We start from the raw sequence: 19,813 nt of genomic DNA, 5'->3' as shown, positions 1-19,813 counted from the left end.
TATGACGAAATTATAAAAAATTTGTTGTCTTGCCCTTATTTAACACTGATGTATCGAAATTAAATAGCCAGTAAATGCGTCTTCAAAACGTATTTACTGGCTATTTATTGTTGGGTTGTGTTCGAAAACATTATCTCTACTCAGTCTACATTAATTTTTTTAATAGTAACATCTTCACCCTGGTTTAGGGTTAAATCTTCTATATCTTCTAAATGTATGGTTTGTGATGCTTTATCAAAAGTATTTCCGGCGATAAACACTTGCTGATGTTTTATATTATTATAGCTTCTAATGTGAATGGCATCTTTTTTCATTTCTCCAATAAAGTGATTACCAATCACACTGAAATTCTCACCAGCTTGAGATTCCATGACTTTGCCAGTAACAGGGTCAGCAGCATTCTTTCCATCTTTTACCCCTAAAAATCGAATACCACCTTTACAATTTTTGAATTTATTGCGTGAAATAATCATATTTTTAGCTTTTAAGGGTGTTAGTGCATAGTCTTGAGTCCCCTCAAAACAATTATCTTTTATATGAACATTTTCGTAGAACTTATTATACCTGCTTGCATGTGAGCCAATTGCTCTATTCCATGGACGCATTTGATGGTCATCTGAATTCCCAAAATAACAATTCTCAATGACTACATTTTTAGTGATAGTTCCGTCTGTCGTCCCAAATTTAGGAAACGCACCAGGTACTTGAATATCTAATTGAATTGCTTCAGAAAATGAACGATCTCCATCGAAATCATTAAAACCTTTAAAATTGCAATTCTTGATATACAAACCATTGATACCACAAGCGTCTAGAGCGTGTCCGCCAACTACGTTTAATACTGTTACACCTATTAATTGAATATCTTCGGCATGTCCAATTGACATCGCAGTATTATTGTAGGGATATTCAGAGCCATTCATATCAAACGTTCCACCTTTAATATAAATATGACTATTACCTTGATATCCTTTATAAAAACCAAAACGATGGCCATTTTTTAAAAGTGCATCCTTACCACATCTTAGTAATGTCGTATCATCTTCTAGTAATAAAGTTGTTGAGTCATAAATAATGAGTGCTTTCGAAATATAATATGTACCGCTAGGTATAAGTACTGTGTGTTCACCATATCTTGCTTTATTCAGTGCTCGTTGTATTGCTTTAGTGTCTTTACGTTTATTACATCCTTTTAATCCATAATCTTGAGCATTTATTAACATAACGTATCCCCTATCTAAACTTTCAAACCTATTATATTGCTATATACCATTTTAGAATGGGATTAGCTATAATATATATAATGATTAATGAGGTAATAATTTAATCGTTTCTATATAATTATACAATTTTTAAATAGCTCAAACATTTAATAGAGAGGAAGATTGATCATGACTAGAAAAGCACTAATAGTAGTAGATTATTCTTATGACTTCATTGCAGATGATGGTCGATTAACATGTGGTAAACCTGGGCAAGATATTGAATCTTTTATCCTGAAACGTTTAGAGGCATATCAGTCTGAAGGCCAAGACATTTTCTTTATGATGGATTTACATTATGAGAACGATATGTTCCATCCCGAGACACAATTATTCCCTCCTCACAATATTGAAGGCACAGCAGGACGTGAATTATATGGTAAGATTAAAGCCTTTTATAATAACATTAGTGGAAACAGTAATATTCATTATTTAAATAAGCGCCGTTATGATTCATTCTATGGTACACCTCTCGATAGTCTATTGAGAGAGAGAAATATAAAAGATATTGAAATTGTGGGCGTTTGTACAGATATTTGTATTTTACACACTGCTGTTTCAGCCTATAATTTGGGGTATAACATTACTATTCCTAAAGATGGTGTTGCTTCATTCAATGAGAGTGGTCATAAATGGGCTTTAGGACATTTTGTAAACTCATTAGGCGCAGAGGTAGATGTAGCTAAATGAAACATGATAAAATAAGATGAAAAATTAAATGATAAGGGTGGTTAATAACAATGGCAAAAACTTATATTTTTGGACATCAAAATCCAGACACAGATGCAATAGCATCAGCTATCATCATGGCTGATTTTGAACAATTAACTGGTAACTCTGAAGCGACGCCATATCGTTTAGGAGATATTAATCCTGAAACTAAATTTGCTTTAGATCATTTTGAAGTTAAAGCACCAGAATTATTAAGTGATAATTTAGATGGTCAAGAAGTAATCTTAGTCGATCACAATGAGTTCCAACAAAGTGCTGAAACAATTTCTGACGCAGAGATTAAACACGTTGTGGATCATCATAGAATCGCTAATTTCGAAACTGCTTCACCGCTTTGGTACCGCGCAGAACCAGTTGGTTGTACTGCTACTATTCTTTACAAAATGTACAAAGAACGTGGCTTTGAAATTAAACCGCATATCGCAGGTTTGATGATTTCAGCAATTATTTCTGATAGCTTATTATTCAAATCTCCTACTTGTACTGATGAGGATGTAAATGCTGCTAAAGATTTAAAAGATTTAGCAAATGTTGATTTAGATGAATATGGCTTAGAAATGTTAAAAGCTGGTGCATCAACTACTGATAAATCTGCAGAGGAATTATTAGACATGGATGCTAAATCATTTAATATGGGCGACTATGTTACACGCATTGCCCAAGTAAATACTGTCGACATCGATGAAGTATTAAATCGTAAAGAAGATCTTGAAAAAACAATGTTAGAAACAAGTGCTAATGAAAAGTATGATTTATTTGTATTAGTAGTTACTGACATTATTAATAGTGATTCTAAAATCTTAGTAGTAGGTGCTGAAAAAGATAAAGTCGGCGAGGCATTTAAAGTTCAATTAGATGATGGCATGGCATTCTTATCAGGCGTTGTATCACGTAAAAAACAAGTGGTACCTCAAATCACAGATGCTCTAACTAAATAAAACATATTGGCAATTTAGTTATCGCCTTTATATACGCAGTTGAATGAATCTTTTCATTCAACTGTTTTTTTATTGAAAAATATTTAGGGTATAGATATGATGAATTACATCATTTATTTTAATTTAATTCTTTAATATAGATTTTACTATTTAGGAGGTATCACACATTGCCAAGCATTGAGCAACAATTTGAAGAAAGTAAAGCTTTTTTCAAAACACATAAAACGAAAGATTTAAAATTTCGAAAACATCAATTAAAACTTCTAAGTAAAAGTATTAAAAATCATGAAAATGATTTACTAGATGCTCTAAAGACTGATTTGGGAAAAAGTCCTGTTGAAGCATATGCCACAGAAATTGGTATCACACTAAAAAGTATTAAAACTGCGAGAAAAGAACTTAAAAATTGGTCTAAAACAAAACAAGTTGATACACCTCTATTTATGTTTCCGGCAAAAAGTTATATCAAACAAGAACCATATGGCACAGTATTAATCATTGGTCCATTTAATTATCCTGTACAGTTACTATTTGAACCTTTAATTGGGGCTATTGCAGCTGGAAATACTGCTATTATAAAACCATCTGAATTAACACCTCACGTTGCCACGGTCATTCGTCAAATTATTGAAGACGTATTTACTACTGATTATATAGGTGTTATCGAGGGTGGTATAGAAGAAACACAAACATTAATTAATCTGCCATTTGACTACATATTCTTTACAGGTAGTGACAAGGTTGGTCAAATCGTGTATGAAGCAGCAAGCAAAAATTTAGTTCCTGTTACCCTTGAATTAGGCGGTAAATCTCCAGTTATTGTAGATGATACTGCTAATATTAAAGTTGCTAGTGATCGTATTAGTTTCGGTAAATTTACTAATGCAGGACAAACATGTGTGGCTCCGGATTATATATTAGTTAATAAGAAGGTTAAAAACGAATTGATTGAAGCACTTAAACAAAGTATTCAAGAATTTTATGGTACTAACATAGAGGAAAGTCCAGATTTTGGTCGCATAGTTAATGATAAACACTTTAATCGCTTAAATGAATTACTTAACGTGCACCAAAACCATGTTATTTTCGGTGGTAATGCAAATGCTACAACACGCTATATAGAACCAACTATTTTAGATGGTATTACGTCAAGTTCTAAAATCATGCAAGATGAAATCTTTGGACCTATATTACCTATTATTACTTATGATGATTTTAATGAGGCAGTAGATATTATTCAGAGTAAAGCTAAACCGCTAAGTTTATATTTATTTAGTGAAGATGAGAATACTACACACCGTGTATTAAACGAATTATCTTTCGGTGGCGGTGCAATTAATGATACTTTAATGCATCTTGCTAATCCTAATTTACCATTTGGTGGTGTCGGAATGTCTGGCATTGGACAATATCATGGTAAATATACTTTCCAAACCTTTAGCCATAGCAAGTCATACATCTTTAAGTCTACGCGATTAGATTCAAGTGTTATGTATCCGCCTTATAAAGGTAAATTTAAATATATTAGAACATTTTTTAAAAACTTATAAAAATTTGCAAAAAGCCACGACATTTTACACTGCCGTGGCTTTGTATTTTACTTAAATAAAACTAACATGTACACCTTCAGGTGCAATTTGTTGATTATCTGTTGGCGTTAATTTACCAGTATTTGTGTCTCTTTTAAAAACTGTAATTTCATAATTACCCTGTTGATGGGCACAAACTAGATAGTCATCTGATTCAGTAATATTAAAATCTCTTGGGAATTGGTCCCCACTTTTAACGATTTCTACAGGGTTTAGTCCCGCGCCATTCTCTGTAATCGTGAATACCGCAATACTGTCATGACCACGGTTACTAATATATAAAGTTTGTTGATCATGCGATAAGCGAACAGCCGCTAATTTAGTGTCATCATTAAAATCTTCAGGAACAGTTAAATGACGTTCTAGTTCTTCAAATTGACCATCTTTATATTTAGCTACGCTAACATAATTAGATAATTCATGAACAATGTAGGCATATTCACCATTATTGTGAAATGCAATATGTCTTGGACCATCTTGATCTTTAAATTTAGAAACTTTGTATTCTTTAAGACCTTCATTACTGAATTCATAAGTTACAACTCTGTCTGTACCTAAATCAGTAGCTACAACATATTTGCAATCGGGTGTTTCATTTATATAGTGGACATGTGAATGCTCTTGACGCTCATGACTTCCAAGTGGATAGTCGTGATTTAATTCTTGAATTAACTTAATAATCTCACCTGTATCTTTATTCAATTGATATATTCTAGTGATACCGGCGCCGTATACCGCTTCAAATAAAAAATTGTGGTCTGATGATACCGATATATAGCAACCTGTACCCTCTTCAGATTCTAAGCATTTATTAATTAATGTTAACGAACCAGAAGCTTCTTTTTTAAAAGCAGCTACCCCGCAGTGTGCGCCTTCTTTAGTGATTGCGTATAAATAATCATCTGTTTGAGCAAGATAAGTAGATGCTTCAATCTCATAACCAGTATTAACAGAACTAATTTGTCCACTATCTTCATTTAATTCGAATAAGTAAATACCTTTACCTTCTTTTTTTGTGTATGAACCAATATAACCCTTCGTCGTCATCAGAATACCTCCTATTGTCTAATTACCTTTATTTTATTAAAAGATTGGTGTCTATGACAATTATTCTTAATCATTGTTTGAATTTATTGAAATAAAAAACCAGTAACTTCAAAACTGAAGTCACTGGTTAAATTAATATTATTACGCGTTATTACTTTCGATATCTGAAACGATTTCTTTAGTTTTTCTTTCGATATCTTCAAAGTCTTTCTTGAAGATGTAAGCAAATGCTACAACACCTACACCAACTACTACTGATGTAATAACTACTAAGCTTAATAAGAATTTGAATAAACCTTTAATTAAATCCCACATGTATGTTTCACCTCTAAATAGATATAAGTATGTTTACAATATTATATATTATCATACTTACTGTTATGGTTAAATAGATAGCATTTTCAACATTTAAAAACTTAAAAATTTAAAGAAATAAATGTAAATATTACTGTGTAATACTTTTAATTCTTTATCATAAGCTAATTTAAACCGAAATAACCATTTACATTTTAAATTTCTTATACAAGTCTATAGCTGCTTTTCTGAAATCATTAAATGATGACATGGTATCCCTCCTTGAGATTTTTATGAATCTTGCTATCATGTTTAGTATAATTATATTTTGAATTGAATTCAATCAATCCTATGTTATAAATAAACCTTATAGGAGGCTATTTAAGTGCAACAAGTGAAATCAGATATAATGACGTTTAGAGGATCACATTTTGATTTAGGAGTCAGTACAGCACAATGGCTAAAACAAACACCCTTATTGCAAAATCGTGAACGTGAATGGAAAAAACGTATGCCCCGATTTGATATAGATGTTAACGAAACGTATCAAGTATTTCAAACATACGCACCAGAAATATGGGAAGAGTTAATGGGTATGCAAGAAGTACTGAACTTACCTACAAAACAAATGATATTAAATTTTGCACATTACCGCTTCACAGATTTAAAAGAGAGTGGATGTACTGTATTTCAAGGTAAGGATTTTATGGTGCGCAATTATGATTATCATCCTGCCACATACGATGGGAGATATTTATTATTCCAACCTAATGACGGTGGGCTAGCGCAAATTGGTCCTACGTCTAGAGTGACAGGTCGTATGGATGGTATGAATGAAGCTGGTTTGACGATGGGCTATAACTTTATGCATCGTAAACACCCTGCTAATGGCTTTGTATGTTATATGATTGGTCGTCTTGTTTTAGAATATTGCAAAGACGTTGATGAAGCCGTTAGATTCTTGAAAGAACTCCCTCATAGAAGCTCATTCAGTTATATTTTAATGGATAGAAAGCTTAATCACGCAATCGTTGAGGTTACACCACGTTCTTTTGATGTCAGATATGATAAAGTATGTACAAATCATTTCGAAATCTTAACGCATGAAAACCGAAATTACACAAAAGAATCACGTGAACGTTTAGAACGTACTGTCTCACAAACCTCACAAAGCTTAGATAAACATACAGCTTTTAAATTGTTTAATGACCCAAAATTCGAAATATATAGCAAATTATTTAGAAGTTGGTCAGGTACGATACACACTTCAATGTATGAACCACAAAACTTAACCGCTTGGATGACTCTAGGAGAAAATCAAGCACCCACTTCAATTAATTTTCAATCATGGCTAGATGGTAATGAGTTAACTATCCAACAATTTAACGGTCAAATTGATACCAATTTAACATTCGCAAATTATTAAAAAATCGACGAACTTTGAAATCGTCCGTCGAATTGAAAAAATGATTGCCTCTTATTGTTTAGGCAATCATTTTATTGTGATGTCTTCTTTTACTGTATAAAATTCAATTACATTATTACTATTTCCTACCTTACCTTTATTAAAAGCTTTATTTTCAACTTTTCCCTCTCCTGTACCTGGGTGTAATTTTAATAAAGTATTTTTAGGCTCATCCTTATAGTCTAAATGAATATAATCATGCTTACTTGAGCCTTTTACATCTGTTTCACTACTCATGTTTGTGAAATTAAGATAACCATCTTCACTTACAAATAATGATTTTTGAAGCTTTGAATTATCTACATTCATGTCACCCAAGTAAGTCTTAAATTTACTATTAAGTATTTCACTATTTTTAATATTTACTCCACCGGTATTATTCCTAAAGGAAAGGTTATTTAATTTTGAATTGTTAATTTTTAAATGACTGTTGTCTTGATAAATCGAACCTTTCTTCGCGTTAATGCCATCAAGATTCACATTTCCAAATCCTGAATATACATCTAAATTATTAATGTTTTTATTTGGAAGTGTAACTTCAATTTTTGATTTACTTTGATTAAAAGGATTAATATTAACGCTATAACCCCTCTTATCAGATTTATGCTCTTTTATATTTAATGTATCTTTTGTGCGATATACCTTAACATCATTATCACCATAATATTTAACACCACAATGTTCTCCTTGCTTAATTGTGAGTTCTGAATTATAGCTGTCAATATTTAAATTATTCATTTTCACATTACTGTATGCTCTATCATATTTTAGCTTTTTATATTCATCTTTATCATGCACAAACCAGACTAAAGTTGCTGCTAAGAAAAATCCTACAAATATTACTATGCCTGTTATCATTGCCTTCTTCATTGTTTAATTCTTCCTTTAACCGTTTGGATATACCAAGTTAAATATTTTAATACAAGTCGATATAAATTTTGTGTAATTTTCATGGTAACTACAAATAAGACGATACCTAATCCAGCATATGAAATGCTAAATAAGAAATTGCTAAACGAATCAACAATCCCTTTTATGATACTCATTGATATTATTATTAATGGAAGAGAAATTAAAAAAACAGAGAATATAAACACAACAATCAATAACGCTATAAATATTACAATAGGGATGATGATGAAGAAAAAAGAAAGCACGCCAAGACTTAATGAAGCCATTATAGCCCTAATAATATTCCGTAGGTTAGGGGTTACTTTAGCATAGGATATTGCTTCTTTGGCTTTAACTTCTTTACCTATATCATGTGGTTCTCTTAAATCCGATATAATATCTTTTTCTGATTTCCCTTTCGATTCTTGTTCATTGAAATGATTTTCATAATCATCCATGAGTTTATCTTTTTCTTCTCTTGATAATTCATCAAGTTCTAATTCAAGTTCATTTAAAAAGGTAATCTTATCCATTATTTCACTTACTTTCTTAATTGAATTATCTCTATCTTATCGAAAAGTAGCTTATTTTGAAGTGCATTGTAAAAGTATCACTTTTTAACGACTAAAAAATTCAATTCGTTTAACCACATTATCCTTATATAAAATGGATAGCTTCATATGGTGCTCTTTATCAACATAAATTAACGCATCATATCCCTTACCTACTTTATCTTTACGATAATTATCACCTAAATAATTGATTGCATGATCCACTCTATCTCCAATTTTAACACCAAAGTTTGTTGTTACATCATGATCATTAATCAATACGATCCCTTTTACTGTTTGGTGTTTATTTTTTACTTTTACAATTAAATCTTTATGTTTTTTATCGTTATAGAATTTGTATCTATCCAACTTTATGTGATGATTTATCTCATAATCATTTTCATTAAATGGTTCATTTAATTGAATATCATTTATCTTCACTTCAGTAAGATTAATTGTTTTTTCATTTTTATAGATTGTAAGACACGTAACCACTATAAAAGCTATTATTGTAAAAATACTAAAGATTATCCATCGATTTTGAATGCGCAACCGTACCACCACTTCTATTCTTATTAACTTAAAAATATCATAACCACTTACTGAGAAACATCTAAACCACTACAATCATTTCTTACAGAATTGTAACGTTGTTTTAACATTCTTATAATTGTGATAAAACTAATATATTTTAAGTTTTATAATTATTCATTCTTAGTAAAAATTGTTATAATGATATAAATTTAACGGGGAGGTTTTATTTATGGCTAATTTAGAAACATATTTTAATAATAGTCAGCCACTTGATGAATATATCGATAACATGACTGTGAATAAAGATAATGTACTAACAATTTTCAATGCATTCACATTACCTTCGTCTGACGATAGAATCAATCAACTTAAAGATAGTTCTTATTCTAAAGTCTTGGTTATAAGTGAAGATTGGTGCGGCGACGCTATGATGAACTTACCTATATTAAAGCGTATAAGTGAATCACTACAGTTAGAAGTACGCGTATTCCATAGAGATGAAGACACAAATCTCATTGATCAATATTTAACAAATGGTACAGCACGCTCGATTCCAATCTTTATCTTTATGAATGATCAATTTGAACAAGTGAGTGTTTGGGGCCCTAGAGCTCGTGAAGCTCAAGAATTTGTTACTCAACTTAGAGCTGAAAAACTACCACCTAAAGATGCACACAATTATGAGGATAAAGAAAAAGAAGTACATCATGAAATCACTTCTAAATATAAATCAGATACTGACTTATGGAATCAAGTTTATGACTCTATAATCAGTAAGTTAATTCTATAAAAGGATATATAGTAAGAGGGTAATAAAACAAAATTTGTTTTACTACCCTCTTTTTTGGATATCAATTTCTTGGCATATATTATATATCCCTTTTAGCTGCATAAGCAATATTCGCAATGAATAAAATAACAATTGATGTTAAAGAAATAAACCATTGCCAATTTGAAAATTTAATACTATCTGTTTGAGATTTCTCAGTTAAATAACTAAACGGAATATACTTTAATGATTTTTGAATTTTTTCTCCCCAGTCAGGAATCAAACCAATAAAAGGTTGAATAAATGGAACTATAAATACTAAGAATATACCTAGTGTAAAAATTACTGCCGGTTTTTGAACAATTAATGTAACTAAGAATAATAGTAAACCGAAGAATAGTAAGAAGATAAGATAGAACCAAATGTTCGTTAAGAACTTATCTCCGTCTAAATTTTTTTCGTCTGTAAACACTTGTACTAACATTAATGTGATATATGTGATGAATGCAAAAATGAATGAAAATAAAATAATTGAAATTGTTTTAGCAATAATATACCCAATTCTATTTCTCACTTTATTCATATAAAGTTGAATCGTACCTTGTGAATAATCACGTGTAATTGTCTTAATCACTACTAACAAGCCAAAGAATAAGAACATCCAATTTGCCATAGATAAAATAGATGAATAATTTACTTGATCATTATTTCGTGCCATTAAGAACGTTATTAATCCTAAAACTAACCAGATTAAAATTAGTGCTATATATGTTAAATAGCTTTTACAAAAACTCAATATATCATATTTAACTAATTGTAAACTTCTCATTTATTTGTCACCTCTTTGATTAATATTAAAGTACGTATCACGAAGCGAACTTTTTCTTGTTTCAATATACTTAGGATATAAATCTTTTTGTGCTAAAGATTTGAGTAATTGTTTATAATCTTTTTGTGCTTTAATCATTATTTCTCCACTATCTTTGTGTGATTGAAGCACGTTAAAATGTTCTGTTAAATAATCTAGTGCTGTATTAAATTCACTAACTTCAAATTTAATCGATGTATGATCTTGCGCACTACCATCTTTCATATTGACATCTTGTACAAAGTTTCCATCACGTAGAAAGACAGCTCTATCACAAATCAATTCAATATCTTCCAATTTATGACTTGAAATTAGAATTTTCATTTCTAAATCATTCACTAATGATTGAATTGTCTCTAATACATCAATTGAGCCATCTGGATCCATACCGTTTGTCGGTTCATCAAGAATTAGATATTTTGGTTTGTTCATTAATGAAACTGCAATCGCAAGTTTTTGTTTCATACCCATTGAATACTTTTTCACTTTTTTCTTAATGTAAGGTCTCATGCCAAATGCGTCTATGATTTTATCTGTATATTCCTTGTCGAAACCTTTGCCTAGAACTTGAGCAAATAATTTCAAGTTATTTAATCCTGTTTTATTATCATATAATTTCGGATGTTCAATAAGATAGCCAACGTTCTCGTTATCATTTAATTGAACTTTTCCTTTAAAATTAATAATATTGCCATTCATGACTTTCATTAATGTTGTTTTACCAACACCATTTTTACCAATTAAACCTACAATTTTACTATTTCCAAAATCAAAATTGATATTATCTAAAACATTGTTATCTCCATATGTTTTTGTAATATTTTCTAATTTCATATAGGCCCTCCTTTATTTTCACGCTGAATTATACGTTTTAATTGAATCAAATAATTTAAAATCATCCAAACAATACTTAAGCTTAATAAACCATAATTGTTATATATGCTAAAGATATTATAAGAAATATGATGATGAAAAACGAATGCATTAATTAGTGTAAAAACTATTGTAATAGCAAATGGAATAACTAACATCATTATCAAGATATAAGGTGCATATGATATCCCTTCGCGTTTCTTTTCAGTATTCCTACTAAATGCAATTGGAATACTTAAAAAGTTTACAAATATAAAAGCAATCGCAGTTGAGTATCTTAAATCCCCAAAATCAATATTAGAAGATTGAAAATTGTACAAAGCGATAATAAAACCACCAAAAAGTGTTAATACGATACAGGTAATGTAATTCGCATTAAGCATGTCTTTTTTAGAGACAGGTAAACTTTCGTAAAACAAATATGAACTTTTACCTCCTAATCTTCTATGTAGTCTAAACAAGTGTCCAGAGTCTAATATGCTAACCGCCATTAATGTGATTGCAATCGGTGCATAGAATAAAAAATAAAGTTCTGTTTTAGAAAATACGAAAGCATATAACGGATTTAATAGAAGTAATAAGATATAAATGGCAATCGTTATACTCCTACATTTAAAATTTCTAATTAGTAATTGCGTCATTTTATCAACCTACTTTGCTGAAAATCTTGTTGATTGTCATTACTTTTAGACTTTTCAATGTAAATCATAAGTTCTTCAATCGTAGGTTGTTTAATATTAACTTTTTTTCCGAACAATTCTTTAAACACTTGGGCCTGTTTAGTAAAACCAACAAAACCTGTCGACTTCACTTCTTTATAAAGGAACAAGCGATTTAATTCCTCGTCTAAATCTTGATTATCACCTTGTACAATTGAGTATTGTTCTTGAAGTTGATGACGAAAACCTTGCATAATAACTTCTCCATCTTTTATATGTACAAGATAGTCAGCAATTTTCTCTAAATCCGAAATAATATGGGTTGAAATAAATAAAGTCTTATGTTCGTCGAGTAATTCACTTTGTAAAATTTCTAACACTTCATTACGAACAATAGGGTCTAACCCCGCAGTTGGTTCGTCTAATATAAACAATTCAGCATGGTGACTCAAAGCTAGTGCTAAAGACAATTTCATTTTCATACCTGTAGAAAAATGTTTTATTTTTTCATTGAAAGGTAAATTGAATTTTTCTAAATAATTTTTAAATGCTTGTGAGTCCCAATCGGTATAAAATGGTGAAACCATTTTTTCAAGTTTTTTTGCAGTCCATTGTTGGTTAAAATAAACTTCTGAATAAACAAAACCTATTTTATTTTTTATCCATTTCGGTTTATTTGCTATTGGTTCACCAAATATTGATATATGACCATGATTAGGTTCTATAATATCCATTATCATACGAATTATCGTTGTTTTCCCTGCCCCATTAGCCCCAATGAATCCAGTTACAAATCCTTGAGGAATACTGAATGAAAGATTGTTTATTGAAAATGCACTACTTTGAAACGACACATCTTTTACTTCAATGACATTCATTCTTCTTCCTCCTCATAAATTAAAGCTAGTATTTCTTTTAATTCCTTGAGAGGCATATCTATTGTTTTAGCTTCTTTAATCATTAATCGAGCAAGATTTTCAATTACAAAGAATTGCTTTTCTTTTAATATGGAACTATCTTGTTCTTTAACAAATGTACCTTTTCCTCGGACAGTTGTTACGAATCCCTCTTTCTCAAGATCTTCATAAGCTCTTTTAGTTGTAATTAAACTCACCTGTAAATCTTTTGCAAGCTCACGCATCGAAGGTAAGTGGCTACCAGCTTCAACATACCCCTTTAAAATATTCTCTTTTATTTGTTGTTTGATTTGTTCATAAATGGGTTGTTCACTGGTGTTCTTCAATATAATTTTCATTGATGTCCCCCTTTAATAACTGTATATAAATAATATACACACTATATACACGTTTGTAAAGGAAATTATGCAAATACTTGTATTTGTTGGTATTAAAGCTACAAACTGTATATACATTATAGATACAATTCTATTTAAAAATAAAACTCTATATCTAACGTCAAACGCTAATATAGAGTCTAAAATGTTATTTTCTGTTTTTCTTTCTATCATTATTACGATTAATAAAAGCACATATGATAAACATAATTGCTGCTAATAATAATTTAACACCTTGATTCTCGTGTCCTGTAGCCTGTAAATAATATCCAATAACAAATAAGATAATTGCCAAACTAACGAAAATCTTAGTTAAATGTTTCATCATAATCAACACCTCAATACATGTATTATAACAAATTAAAATTATAAATTTGCTTACTAAATACAATTAAAATTGAAAATATTAATCCATGTGTTACAATTTAATTGTATCCACGAATTACATTACACAACCCCTAACTTGTGACGGCAAGTTAGGGGCTTTTGTGTATGGTCATCTATTTATCTTTCCACTTAGATTCTAACCAAACACGAAATACAACGAGTATACCACCCGAAATTAATGTCACCATACCATCTAATAGCCACGACATTACACTACACCTCCAAATGAAAAGTGTCATATCTTATGATGACCTGTCATTATTCTAACATAAAACGCGAACAAATGTTCGCTTTTGTAAAAACTCAATTATCAATTCTTTGTAATCATTATAGGAACACTTTATCTTTAAGGCATTTAAAGATAATATATTATTAAACACTAAAATAAAGTGAGGTTAAATAAATGAACCCATTAGCACAAAATTTAAATAATCAACTTGTTGATCATTGTCCAGAAATATTAAGTATGCTATCAAATTTAGGTCAATCAATGTATTATCCAAAAGGCATTTTATCTCAATCTGCTGATGCTAAAAAAACTAAATATAACGCTACAATTGGAATGGCTACTAATAAAAACGGGAAAATGTATGCTGATACTTTATTTGATGTCTATAATCATTTATCTCCAGATGAAGTCTTTCCATACGCCCCACCTCAAGGATTAGAAGCTTTAAGGGATTTATGGCAAGACAAAATGCTAAAAGAAAACCCTGATTTATCGAAAGAGACAATTACTAGACCTATTGTCACTAATGCGTTAACTCACGGGTTATCTTTAATAGCTGATTTATTTGTAGAGAGTGGAGATACTGTTTTAGTACCAACACATAATTGGGGTAACTACAAACTAATTTATGAAACACGTCATTCTGCAAATATTGAGACATATTCGATCTTTAACCAAGAAGGACATTACACAACAAATGATTTAGTTACTACTTTAGAAAATTTCAATCAAGACAAAGTCATTTTAATTTTAAATTATCCAAACAATCCTACCGGCTATACACCGAACAACGATGAAGTTACAACTATAGTTTCAGCGGTTCGTTCACTAGCTGAAAAAGGAACAAAAGTTATAGCTGTAGTAGACGATGCATATTATGGTTTATTCTATGAAGATGTTTATCGTCAGTCTATTTTTACTGCACTAAATCAAATTGAATCAAGCAATATTTTACCAATTCGTTTAGATGGTGCTACTAAAGAATTCTTTGCGTGGGGGCTACGTGTTGGTTTCCTTACATTTGGATTAAATAATAATGTTGCTAAAGAAGTGTTAGAAGCGAAAGTTAAAGGTTTAATACGAAGTAATATTTCAAGTGGACCAATGCCTTCTCAAAGTGCTATTAAATACGTTTTAGAAAATCATGATGAATTTGATAAAGAAATTCAACAAAATATAGATACATTACAAGAAAGATATGAAGTTACAAAATCTGTTGTTTATGACGATAAATATAAAAATCATTGGCAAGCCTATGATTTTAATTCTGGTTATTTTATGGCAGTCAAAGTCAATGGCGTAAATCCTGAAGAACTACGTACCCATTTAATTAACGAATATTCAATCGGTATTATAGCGTTAAATGACTCAGATATCCGTATTGCTTTTAGTTGCATTGAAAAAGATGATATTCCACATGTTTTTGAATCAATCGCAAAAGCAATCGATGATTTAAAGTAAACGATTGATATAAATAAAAAGAGTAATTATGATGACATTGAAGAAGTATTGATATTCGATTTATTCATTCTATCGAAACTAAAAATAACTCGAAAGCTGTGATCTAAATGGTAATTATTTTTTCAATATTACTTATTATTACATTAATCTCCACGTCATATTATTTGTATCTTTACGCTTTTACTTCGAAAGGACATGTATCCAAAAATTTATATTTGTTCATAGGATCACTCATTCTATTTATTTTATTTGGAGCATGGTTATTAGATTTATTATAAATTTTCGGATTATAGTTCTTAATTAAAAGACGAGTCTTGGGTTTAATTCCTAGACTCGTCTTTATTTTAGATAATATGTTTTTTCATATTGTTATAATCTTTCGAAAGTTAAGTTATCTTTATATTTCTGTTGTCTTCCATTTTCTAATTTTAGTTCTAAATGACTTAAATGGTGCTACGGTGTTAATGTGAATCCATTTCCAAACTGGCCATTTGGAAGGCGTTGATGAAGCCCATTGCCTTTTTCCACTCTCAAATAATGTTTCATTATCTAAACTTTTAATTAAATCAATAATGCTATCTACTTCCTTATTGAACTGATTAATAAGTTGTTCTAATGTGTAGTTTGAGTACGTTTTATAGAATTCTTGATATAATCCTCCTAAATTATTCCACTTATAGTCAGGACTGGGAGTTACAACTGGTATATTATTTTTATTATCATTCTCCCACGATTGAATTAAATTTAACCATCCAAGCTGGTATGCGATCATCTGTGCAGGTGTTCTATCGACACCAATTTTATATACATCCTTATCTGATTCTGATACATCACTAAATTCATTAATAAAAAGTTCAGCCCTCTTACTAATTTCAAATATTAAATCATCTTTATTTGAATAAGTCTGCATCTTATCACCGCCTAGCATTTATATATTTATTATATATTGTAATGCACATTTAATCAGTTTAAATAAACATTTATATTAAGATTTCCCATTAAAAAAGACGCTTTTCAAATGTGATTTTTTTTCGAAAAGCGTCTAAATTAATTAATTTGGTTAAGTTTGTATGACTTACATCATACCTGGCATACCACCCATACCTGGATTATCATTATTATCTGGTTCAGGGATAGTTGCAACTACTGCTTCTGTAGTTAAGAACATCGCAGCAACACTTGCCGCATGTTGTAAAGCTGAACGTGTAACTTTAGTTGGGTCTACAATACCTTCTTCAAGCATGTTTACCCATTCATTTGTCGCAGCGTTAAATCCAACACCTGCATCTGCATGTTTTAATCTTTCAACAATAACTGAACCTTCTAGCCCAGCATTTTCAGCGATTTGACGTACAGGAGCAGATAAAGCTTTAAGTACGATATTAACACCTGTTGCAACGTCACCTTCAGCTTCGATTTCATCTACTTTATTATAAATATTTACTAATGCAGTACCACCGCCAGCAACAATACCTTCTTCAACTGCAGCACGTGTAGAGTTTAAGGCATCTTCAATACGTAATTTACGTTCTTTCAATTCAGTTTCAGATGCAGCACCTACTTTAATGACTGCAACGCCACCAGCTAATTTAGCTAAACGTTCTTGCAATTTCTCTCTGTCAAAGTCAGAATCAGTTTCTTCAATTTGTGCTTTAATTTGACTCACACGAGCATCAATACTATTGTCATCTCCATCACCATCGACAACTGTAGTATTATCTTTTGTTACTTCAACTTTATTAGCACTACCTAACATATCAATTGAAGCATCTTTTAATTCTAAACCTAAATCATCTGTAATAACTGTAGCTCCAGTTAAAATAGCTAAGTCTTCTAACATTGCTTTACGTCTATCACCGAATCCAGGTGCTTTTACTGCAACTGCAGTAAATGTTCCACGCATACGGTTTAATACGATATTTGTTAAAGCGTCTCCTTCAACTTCGTCTGCTACAATTAAGATTGGACGACTAGATTGAACAACTTGTTCTAATAAAGGTAAGATATCTTGGAATGAAGAGATTTTTTTATCTGTTACTAAAATATATGGTCTTTCTAACTCAGCAATCATTTTATCTGAATCTGTAACCATGTATGGTGATTGATACCCTCTATCAAATTGCATACCTTCAACAACTTCTAATTCTGTATCAAGTCCGTTTGATTCTTCAATGGTAATAACACCATCATTACCAACTTTATCCATTGCTTCAGAAATGTATTTACCGATTTCTTCATCTGCTGCAGAAATTGCACCTACTTGTGCGATTTCATTTTTATTTTCAACTTTTTGAGAAATATCGTGTAGAGCTTGTACAGCTACTCTTACTGCTTTATCAATACCCTCACGTAATCCTACTGGGTTAGCACCACTTGTTACATTTTTCAATCCTTCTTGAATCATTGCTTGTGCCAATACGGTTGCAGTTGTTGTACCATCACCAGCAATTTCGTTTGTTTTATTAGCAACTTCTTGAACTAATTTAGCTCCCATATTTTCATAGGGATCTTCTAATTCAATCTCTTTAGCAATTGTGACACCATCATTTGTAATTAATGGTGCTACATATTCTTTATCTAATACAACGTTACGTCCTTTAGGTCCGATTGTAACTTTAACGGCGTTAGCTAATTTATCGACACCACGTAACATAGCTTGTCTTGCATCTTCAGAAAATTTAAGGTCTTTAGCCATTGATTATACCTCCATTATTTAAAATAGTTTAATATTACTAATTAATTATTATTTATAAATTTTAGTCTTCAATTATAGCAAGTAAATCTTCAACATTTAAAATTAAGTATGTTTCATCTCCACGTTTAACTTCTGAGCCAGCGTATTCTTGGAATACAACTCGATCTCCTTCTTTAACCTCTGGAGCAACCTTTTCACCATTGTCTAAAACTCGTCCGGTTCCAACAGCTACTACTATACCTTCGTTAGACTTTTCTTTTGCACTGTCAGTAAGTACAATGCCACTTTTAGTTGTTTGTTCTTGTTCTTTGCGTTCAATAATCACACGATTTCCTAATGGTTTAAGCATGATCGTTCCTCCTTAACAGGTTCCTTTTTAGCACTTAAATGTAATGAGTGCTAATCTATATTTTATATTAATCAAATTTGGTCAATTTTTCAAGCGAAAGGGTTATCTATATTTTGTATAACATACAAATTTACGATAAACTAACTAATGTTGATTATTATTTTTGGAGGAATAGAATGAAGAGAATTTGGGTAGCATTTCTTACCATTGTTATTTATGCATTAGCACAGTTCTTACCCTTACTTGCACAGCAATTACCTTTCTTTAAAGATTTAAAAGGGATGGAACTAGCTAAAGCGGGCGTATACACTCAAGTTATTTTATTTGTAATAGCAGCATTATTAATAATTTGGTTAAATAGTATTATCAAAAATCCAACAACACTGGAGCGAGGTTATAAAGAACCTAAACGCTACATTTTACCTTGGGCTTTATTAGGATTTGTTGTCGTGATGATTTACCAAATGGTAGCTAGTCTAATCACTATGTGGTTAGTTGGACAACCACAGCAAAGTCCAAATACTGAGAGAATTATGGCAATTGCAAAACAGCTTCCAGTTTTCATATTATTAATCTCAATAGTTGGCCCAATTCTAGAGGAATACATATTTAGAAAAGTTATATTTGGTGAAATCTATAATAAAATTAAAGGAAATCGAATTGTTGCGTTCTTAATTGCTTCAATAGTAAGTTCAATTTTATTTGCGATAGCACATAACGATGTTAAATTTTTCTTCATATATTTTGGTATGGGTATGTTATTCTCTCTTGCTTATGTTTTAACTAAACGTATTGCGGTTCCAATTATCATTCATATGTTACAAAATGGTTTTGTAGTGGCAGTCCAATTTTTCTTTGGTGACACAGTTAAACATTTACAAGAACAAAGTAATTTTATAATTCATTTTCTATTTTAATAAATGAAC

General features: G+C 30.7%; 23 protein-coding genes. 7 read left to right on the top strand and 16 right to left on the bottom strand.

Translation table 11 applies throughout. From position 1 onward, the window contains the following. Positions 1-140: 140 nt before the first annotated feature. A complete protein-coding gene (locus SBL15_RS10270) occupies positions 141-1,223 on the bottom strand; it encodes a glycosyl hydrolase family 28-related protein (protein WP_107613488.1) in 1,083 nt (360 codons plus the stop codon). Positions 1,224-1,391: 168 nt separating this feature from the next. Between SBL15_RS10270 and SBL15_RS10265 the strand changes: the two genes are divergently transcribed. The 3 genes from SBL15_RS10265 (at position 1,392) to SBL15_RS10255 (ending at position 4,482) form a co-directional block, all read left to right on the top strand. Continuing rightward, positions 1,392-1,952, top strand: a complete 561-nt coding sequence (locus SBL15_RS10265; RefSeq protein WP_107611682.1) for a cysteine hydrolase family protein — start codon at positions 1,392-1,394, stop codon at positions 1,950-1,952. A 50-nt stretch (positions 1,953-2,002) separates the two neighbouring features. Next, positions 2,003-2,932 (top strand): manganese-dependent inorganic pyrophosphatase, encoded by a 930-nt coding sequence (locus SBL15_RS10260; RefSeq protein ID WP_107611683.1) that lies wholly within the window; start codon positions 2,003-2,005, stop codon positions 2,930-2,932. A 167-nt stretch (positions 2,933-3,099) separates the two neighbouring features. Continuing rightward, a complete protein-coding gene (locus SBL15_RS10255; RefSeq protein ID WP_053018845.1) occupies positions 3,100-4,482 on the top strand; it encodes an aldehyde dehydrogenase in 1,383 nt (460 codons plus the stop codon). A 51-nt stretch (positions 4,483-4,533) separates the two neighbouring features. Here SBL15_RS10255 and SBL15_RS10250 read toward each other — a convergent pair whose 3' ends face one another. Beyond that, a complete protein-coding gene (locus SBL15_RS10250; RefSeq protein ID WP_107611684.1) occupies positions 4,534-5,568 on the bottom strand; it encodes a lactonase family protein in 1,035 nt (344 codons plus the stop codon). A 141-nt stretch (positions 5,569-5,709) separates the two neighbouring features. Further along, positions 5,710-5,883 carry a hypothetical protein gene (locus SBL15_RS10245; protein WP_011275337.1) on the bottom strand — a complete coding sequence of 58 codons (174 nt, stop codon included), beginning with the start codon at positions 5,881-5,883 and terminating at the stop codon, positions 5,710-5,712. 364 nt (positions 5,884-6,247) lie between these two features. Between SBL15_RS10245 and SBL15_RS10240 the strand changes: the two genes are divergently transcribed. Beyond that, a complete protein-coding gene (locus SBL15_RS10240; protein WP_107611685.1) occupies positions 6,248-7,288 on the top strand; it encodes a C45 family autoproteolytic acyltransferase/hydolase in 1,041 nt (346 codons plus the stop codon). A 66-nt stretch (positions 7,289-7,354) separates the two neighbouring features. On the opposite strand, the gene SBL15_RS10235 is transcribed toward SBL15_RS10240, so the two are convergent. The 3 genes from SBL15_RS10235 to SBL15_RS10225 all read right to left on the bottom strand — a co-directional run bounded on the left by SBL15_RS10235 (position 7,355) and on the right by SBL15_RS10225 (position 9,321). Further along, the gene (locus SBL15_RS10235; RefSeq protein WP_107611686.1) at positions 7,355-8,197 is read right to left on the bottom strand and encodes a DUF4097 family beta strand repeat-containing protein; all 843 of its coding nucleotides are present in this window, start codon (positions 8,195-8,197) and stop codon (positions 7,355-7,357) included. Further along, a complete protein-coding gene (locus tag SBL15_RS10230; RefSeq protein WP_107611687.1) occupies positions 8,194-8,751 on the bottom strand; it encodes an HAAS signaling domain-containing protein in 558 nt (185 codons plus the stop codon). Before SBL15_RS10230 ends, SBL15_RS10235 begins: the two co-directional genes overlap by 4 nt. Positions 8,752-8,835: 84 nt before the next feature. Further along, positions 8,836-9,321: a hypothetical protein gene (locus tag SBL15_RS10225; RefSeq protein WP_107611688.1), complete on the bottom strand. Its 486-nt coding sequence runs from the start codon at positions 9,319-9,321 to the stop codon at positions 8,836-8,838. Positions 9,322-9,532: 211 nt separating this feature from the next. On the opposite strand from SBL15_RS10225, the gene SBL15_RS10220 reads away from it, so the two are divergent. After that, on the top strand, positions 9,533-10,093 hold the full coding sequence (locus SBL15_RS10220; RefSeq protein WP_107611689.1) for a thioredoxin family protein: 561 nt from the start codon (positions 9,533-9,535) through the stop codon (positions 10,091-10,093). Between the two features lie 79 nt (positions 10,094-10,172). Here SBL15_RS10220 and pmtD read toward each other — a convergent pair whose 3' ends face one another. From pmtD to SBL15_RS10185, 7 genes are all read right to left on the bottom strand, one after another. Beyond that, the gene (gene pmtD / locus SBL15_RS10215; protein ID WP_107611690.1) at positions 10,173-10,901 is read right to left on the bottom strand and encodes a phenol-soluble modulin export ABC transporter permease subunit PmtD; all 729 of its coding nucleotides are present in this window, start codon (positions 10,899-10,901) and stop codon (positions 10,173-10,175) included. Then, complete coding sequence (gene pmtC / locus SBL15_RS10210) at positions 10,902-11,774, bottom strand: phenol-soluble modulin export ABC transporter ATP-binding protein PmtC (protein ID WP_011275330.1); 873 nt, start codon at positions 11,772-11,774, stop codon at positions 10,902-10,904. Then, positions 11,771-12,454 carry a phenol-soluble modulin export ABC transporter permease subunit PmtB gene (gene pmtB, locus SBL15_RS10205; protein ID WP_107611691.1) on the bottom strand — a complete coding sequence of 228 codons (684 nt, stop codon included), beginning with the start codon at positions 12,452-12,454 and terminating at the stop codon, positions 11,771-11,773. The genes pmtC and pmtB overlap by 4 nt, the downstream gene beginning before the upstream one ends. Then, positions 12,451-13,350, bottom strand: coding sequence for a phenol-soluble modulin export ABC transporter ATP-binding protein PmtA (gene pmtA / locus SBL15_RS10200; RefSeq protein ID WP_053041871.1), 900 nt, complete (start codon positions 13,348-13,350; stop codon positions 12,451-12,453). The genes pmtB and pmtA overlap by 4 nt, the downstream gene beginning before the upstream one ends. After that, positions 13,347-13,727: a PSM export ABC transporter transcriptional regulator PmtR gene (gene pmtR, locus SBL15_RS10195; RefSeq protein ID WP_011275327.1), complete on the bottom strand. Its 381-nt coding sequence runs from the start codon at positions 13,725-13,727 to the stop codon at positions 13,347-13,349. Before pmtR ends, pmtA begins: the two co-directional genes overlap by 4 nt. Positions 13,728-13,914: 187 nt before the next feature. Beyond that, complete coding sequence (locus tag SBL15_RS10190; RefSeq protein WP_029376652.1) at positions 13,915-14,091, bottom strand: SE1626 family protein; 177 nt, start codon at positions 14,089-14,091, stop codon at positions 13,915-13,917. A 175-nt stretch (positions 14,092-14,266) separates the two neighbouring features. Further along, a complete protein-coding gene (locus tag SBL15_RS10185) occupies positions 14,267-14,362 on the bottom strand; it encodes a Trp-rich small protein (RefSeq protein ID WP_233641593.1) in 96 nt (31 codons plus the stop codon). A 194-nt stretch (positions 14,363-14,556) separates the two neighbouring features. Between SBL15_RS10185 and SBL15_RS10180 the strand changes: the two genes are divergently transcribed. After that, a complete protein-coding gene (locus tag SBL15_RS10180) occupies positions 14,557-15,843 on the top strand; it encodes an aminotransferase class I/II-fold pyridoxal phosphate-dependent enzyme (protein WP_011275324.1) in 1,287 nt (428 codons plus the stop codon). A 397-nt stretch (positions 15,844-16,240) separates the two neighbouring features. Here SBL15_RS10180 and SBL15_RS10175 read toward each other — a convergent pair whose 3' ends face one another. The 3 genes from SBL15_RS10175 to groES all read right to left on the bottom strand — a co-directional run bounded on the left by SBL15_RS10175 (position 16,241) and on the right by groES (position 18,887). Further along, positions 16,241-16,753 carry a ClbS/DfsB family four-helix bundle protein gene (locus SBL15_RS10175; RefSeq protein ID WP_107611693.1) on the bottom strand — a complete coding sequence of 171 codons (513 nt, stop codon included), beginning with the start codon at positions 16,751-16,753 and terminating at the stop codon, positions 16,241-16,243. A 165-nt stretch (positions 16,754-16,918) separates the two neighbouring features. After that, complete coding sequence (gene groL, locus SBL15_RS10170; RefSeq protein ID WP_011275310.1) at positions 16,919-18,538, bottom strand: chaperonin GroEL; 1,620 nt, start codon at positions 18,536-18,538, stop codon at positions 16,919-16,921. Between the two features lie 61 nt (positions 18,539-18,599). Next, positions 18,600-18,887 (bottom strand): co-chaperone GroES, encoded by a 288-nt coding sequence (gene groES, locus SBL15_RS10165; RefSeq protein WP_016931053.1) that lies wholly within the window; start codon positions 18,885-18,887, stop codon positions 18,600-18,602. A 176-nt stretch (positions 18,888-19,063) separates the two neighbouring features. Here groES and mroQ point away from each other — a divergent pair, with 176 nt between their 5' ends. Beyond that, the gene (gene mroQ / locus SBL15_RS10160; protein WP_107611694.1) at positions 19,064-19,804 is read left to right on the top strand and encodes an intramembrane glutamic endopeptidase MroQ; all 741 of its coding nucleotides are present in this window, start codon (positions 19,064-19,066) and stop codon (positions 19,802-19,804) included. The last annotated feature ends 9 nt before the right edge of the window (positions 19,805-19,813 follow it).

It is taken from the genome of Staphylococcus sp. NWU MKU2 (assembly GCF_033283605.1).
In the GTDB taxonomy this organism is placed as follows: Bacteria; Bacillota; Bacilli; order Staphylococcales; family Staphylococcaceae; genus Staphylococcus; species Staphylococcus haemolyticus.
Note: the sequence above shows the minus strand (reverse complement) of the source record. Positions and strands in the feature narration are given on the sequence as shown.